A 3,611-nucleotide genomic window follows, 5' to 3' on the forward strand; every position below is an offset into this window, starting at 1 on the left:
GCAGCGGCCCCGACTACACCGTGCTCGCCGACTACGCCCGCGTGGTGGACACCGCCGCCCGCACCGCACAGCAGCAGGCCGACCTCGAAGACGAACTCGTCGCGGCCGACCGCGCTCGCGCCAGCGCCGAATCGGTGCTCGCCGAACCGGAGGTCCGCGCCGCCGCGACCGCCCCGCTGGGCGATCTCGAGCAGTGGGAAGAGGCAGCGGCACAGGCGCAGTCGCAGCTCAAGGCCGCCGTGGCCGCGCACGCGGATGCCACTCGGCGGGTCGAACAGCTCGAGGAACTGTGCGGCCAGCTCTGGGCGGCCGTGGACCGGATCGCCCCGTTGCAGCGTGCTCACGAGGAGCTCTCGGGCCTGGCCGATGTGGTGGCGGGTCGCGGGGAGAACAACCGCAAGATGTCGCTGCGCTCCTATGTGCTCGCCGCCCGGCTCGAGGAGGTGGCCCTCGCCGGTTCCGTGCGGCTGCGCCGAATGTCCGGGGGCCGTTACGAATTCGTCCACTCCGATGCGGCCGGTCCGCGTGGCCGCCGCGGCGGTCTGGGCCTGGACATCCGCGACGACTACACCGGAGCCATCCGCCCCGCCAAAACCCTCTCCGGCGGTGAGACCTTCATGGCCTCGCTGTCCCTGGCGCTGGGCCTCGCCGATGTGGTGGCCGCCGAATCCGGCGGCCTGGTCCTCGACACCCTTTTCATCGACGAGGGTTTCGGCAGCCTGGACGCCGACACTCTGGACGCGGTCATGGGCGTGCTCGACGAACTCCGCTCCGGCGGCCGCGTGGTCGGCGTGGTCAGCCACGTCGACGAAATGCGCCAGCGCATCCCCAGCCGCCTGCACGTGGTGCGCGGCCGCACCGGCTCGTACCTGGAAACCAACGTGGCATAGCGGTTTCCGACAGACACGGCACCGGCTCGGCCTGATCCGTCGCAGGCCCGGTCGGCAGCGGATCGTGCTCGATCGGTTGCGCTGCGGGTTCGATCGGTTGCGCTGTGGGTTCGATCGGTTGCGCTGTGGGTTCGATCGGTTGCGCTGTGGGTTCGATCCGTTGCGCTGCGGGCTCGATCGGTTGCGATACGCGCGCGGTCGGATGCACCGCGGGCTCGAGCAGCGGTGGCTCGGCGACGAGAAGGGCTCGACCCGTCGCGGCACGGGTACGACGGTCGCGCTATTCCTGCCGCAACCGCGATGTCGACGAACCGACGTCACGGCTGCTGAGAGAGCTGGCTGCCGAGAGAAGGACGCGGCGGTGCCACCGCCGACGTGGGGTGGCGGCATTGCCGTCTGCGGGTCGCGATGGCGCACAAGTTTCTCGGCAGTACGGCGGTCGGCCGAGAGTGGGGCTCTGGAGCGGGCCGATGACCTCGCCGTACGAGATCACGGCCGGGCGTGGCCTGCGGCCGTGCGTGGGGGTTGCTGCCGCATATGGGATTGCGGCCGCGCACGGACTGCGTCGTCAGTTCGTCGCGGCGCTCTCGTGAACCAGCAGCCAGCGCTTGATATCGAGCCCCCACCGGAATCCGCCCAGGGTGCCGTCGGTGCGGATGATGCGGTGGCAGGGGACGAACAGGGCCGCCGCATTGCGGGCGCAGGCATTGGCGGCGGCACGGGTGGCGGCCGGGCGGCCGGATACGGTGGCGTACTCGGTGTAGGTGACCGGATTTCCGGCGGGGATCTTGCGCAGGATGTCCCAGGCGTGCGTGAGGAACGGTCCGGATGTCTGGCGCACGCGCACGGTGTCGATGGCGAGCAGATCGCCGTCGTGGTAGGCCTCGACGGCCGCGGTCACGGCCCCGAGCGAGTCACGCCGCCGCAGCGTGTCGGGTCGCAGCGCGGGATGGATGACCCCGCGCAGCTGTTCGACGTCGTCGGTCCAGCCGGAGGCGAGTACCGCGCCGTCGCCGTCGACCACGGCGGTGAACGGCCCGATCGGTGTGGCGACGGTGGCGAAATCGGCCGTCCGCGAGTCTGTTCCGGTCGTGGACCGGGGGCTGTGGGCGGTGGTCACAGTGCGGTTCTCGCTTTCCTGGCGCGGGTCGCGCCGTCGGGGGCGGCGGCCGGATTGGCCAGGGCGTGCTTCCACAGGTGCATGGAGAGATAGGACCGCCACGGCGCGAAGCGGCCGGTATCGGTGAGGTCGAGTCCGAGCAGGTTCGCGCCGCGGCGCACCACCAGATCGGTGTGCAGCAGGATGTCGGGGTCGGCGAGCAGGCGCATGGTCACGTAATCGGCCGTCCAGGGCCCGACTCCCTCCAGGGCGAGCAGGTCGCGGCGCACATCGGCGGCGGTGCGTCCCGCGTGCAGGACGAGGTCGCCGGAGGCCAGCGCCCGCGCCGCGCCCACGATGGCGGCGGTGCGCCGGACCGGGCCGGTCAACACCTCCGCACCTCGTTCGGCGACGGCCGTGGGTGTCGGAAACAGGTACGGCACCGGACCGGGGGCCGGGTCGCCGAGCGCTGTCACCAGCCGTGCGGTGTGCGTATTGGCGGCGGCCACCGAGATCTGCTGCCCGATCATGGTGCGCAGCAACAGTTCCGGGCCGTCCAGGCAGCCGGGCACCCGAATGCCGGGACCGAGCGGCAGGCCCGATCCGGCGGCGAGCGCCTCGTCGATGCCGACCGGATCGGCGTCGAGATCGAGCAGATGCCGCAGCCGGGCCACCGTCGGCGCGAGATCGCGCATATCGTGCAGCGACAGCGCCGCCCGCACATGTCCTTCTCGCACGTTCAGCCGTACGGTGGCATGCCCGTGCGGGGTGCGCAGGGTGCGGGTGTAGACGCCGTCCTCCCACAGTTCCAGTCCGGGGGTGGCGTGCGCGGACAGGAACCATTCCAGCCACGTCCGGTCCAGCGGTTCCCGGTAGGGCAGCCGCAGGGTCAGCGACCCGTTGGTCGCGGCCACCGCATCGCTGTTGCGCCGCACCTCCTCGCGTAGTCGGGTGGGGCTGACGGCGAAGACTTCCCGCACGGTGTCGTTGAACTGGCGGATGCTGGCGAATCCGGCCGCGAAGGCGATATCCGACATGGACAGCTGGGTGGTCTGGATCAGCAGCCGCGCGGTGTGCGCGCGGTGCGCACGCGCCAAAGCCAGTGGGCCAGCGCCCAGTTCGGACGTCAGCACACGGGTCAGCTGCCGTTGGGAATAGCCGAGGGAGTCGGCCAGCGCGGGCACTCCGCCGCGTTCCACCACGCCGTCGGCGATGAGCCGCATGGCGCGAGCGGCCAAGTCGGCCCGGGTGTTCCACAGCGGAGAGCCCGGTGCGGCATCGGGCAGGCAGCGGCGGCAGGCGCGGAATCCGCACTGCTGTGCGGCCGCCGCGGTGGGCAGGAAGGTGACGTTGGTGCGTTTCGGCGTTATGGCCGGACACGATGGGCGGCAATAGATTCCGGTGGTCCGCACGGCGGTGAAGAACTGCCCGTCGAAGCGGGCGTCCCGGGTCGCGACAGCGCGGTAGCACCGTTCGAAGTCCAGTCCGGTTGCACTCACGCACATCACCCTCCCAGGCGGGGCGGATATCCGCTAGCGGAAATCCGCCATTATCCCCCGGCGGTCAGCAACAGCGGGTGCCGGGATTGCGGTCGGCGGCCGCGTGCCGTTGCCGCCAGTACG

At 71.2% G+C, this 3,611-nt stretch carries 3 protein-coding genes; 1 reads left to right on the top strand and 2 read right to left on the bottom strand.

Features of this window, described 5'->3' with window-relative positions:
- A partial coding sequence (locus QK444_RS34110; RefSeq protein ID WP_282786137.1) for an SbcC/MukB-like Walker B domain-containing protein occupies window positions 1–890 on the top strand: 890 nt, incomplete at its 5' end.
- Window positions 891–1,458: 568 nt separating this feature from the next.
- On the opposite strand, the gene QK444_RS34115 is transcribed toward QK444_RS34110, so the two are convergent.
- Window positions 1,459–2,010, bottom strand: coding sequence for a methylated-DNA--[protein]-cysteine S-methyltransferase (locus tag QK444_RS34115; protein ID WP_282786138.1), 552 nt, complete (start codon window positions 2,008–2,010; stop codon window positions 1,459–1,461).
- Entirely contained in the window at window positions 2,007–3,494 is a 1,488-nt protein-coding gene (locus QK444_RS34120) for an AlkA N-terminal domain-containing protein (RefSeq protein WP_282786139.1), read from the bottom strand. Before QK444_RS34120 ends, QK444_RS34115 begins: the two co-directional genes overlap by 4 nt.
- Between the last annotated feature and the right edge of the window lie 117 nt (window positions 3,495–3,611).

Origin of the sequence: Nocardia sp. CC201C, from assembly GCF_030010695.1 — a bacterium.
GTDB classification, from domain to species: domain Bacteria; phylum Actinomycetota; class Actinomycetes; order Mycobacteriales; family Mycobacteriaceae; genus Nocardia; species Nocardia otitidiscaviarum.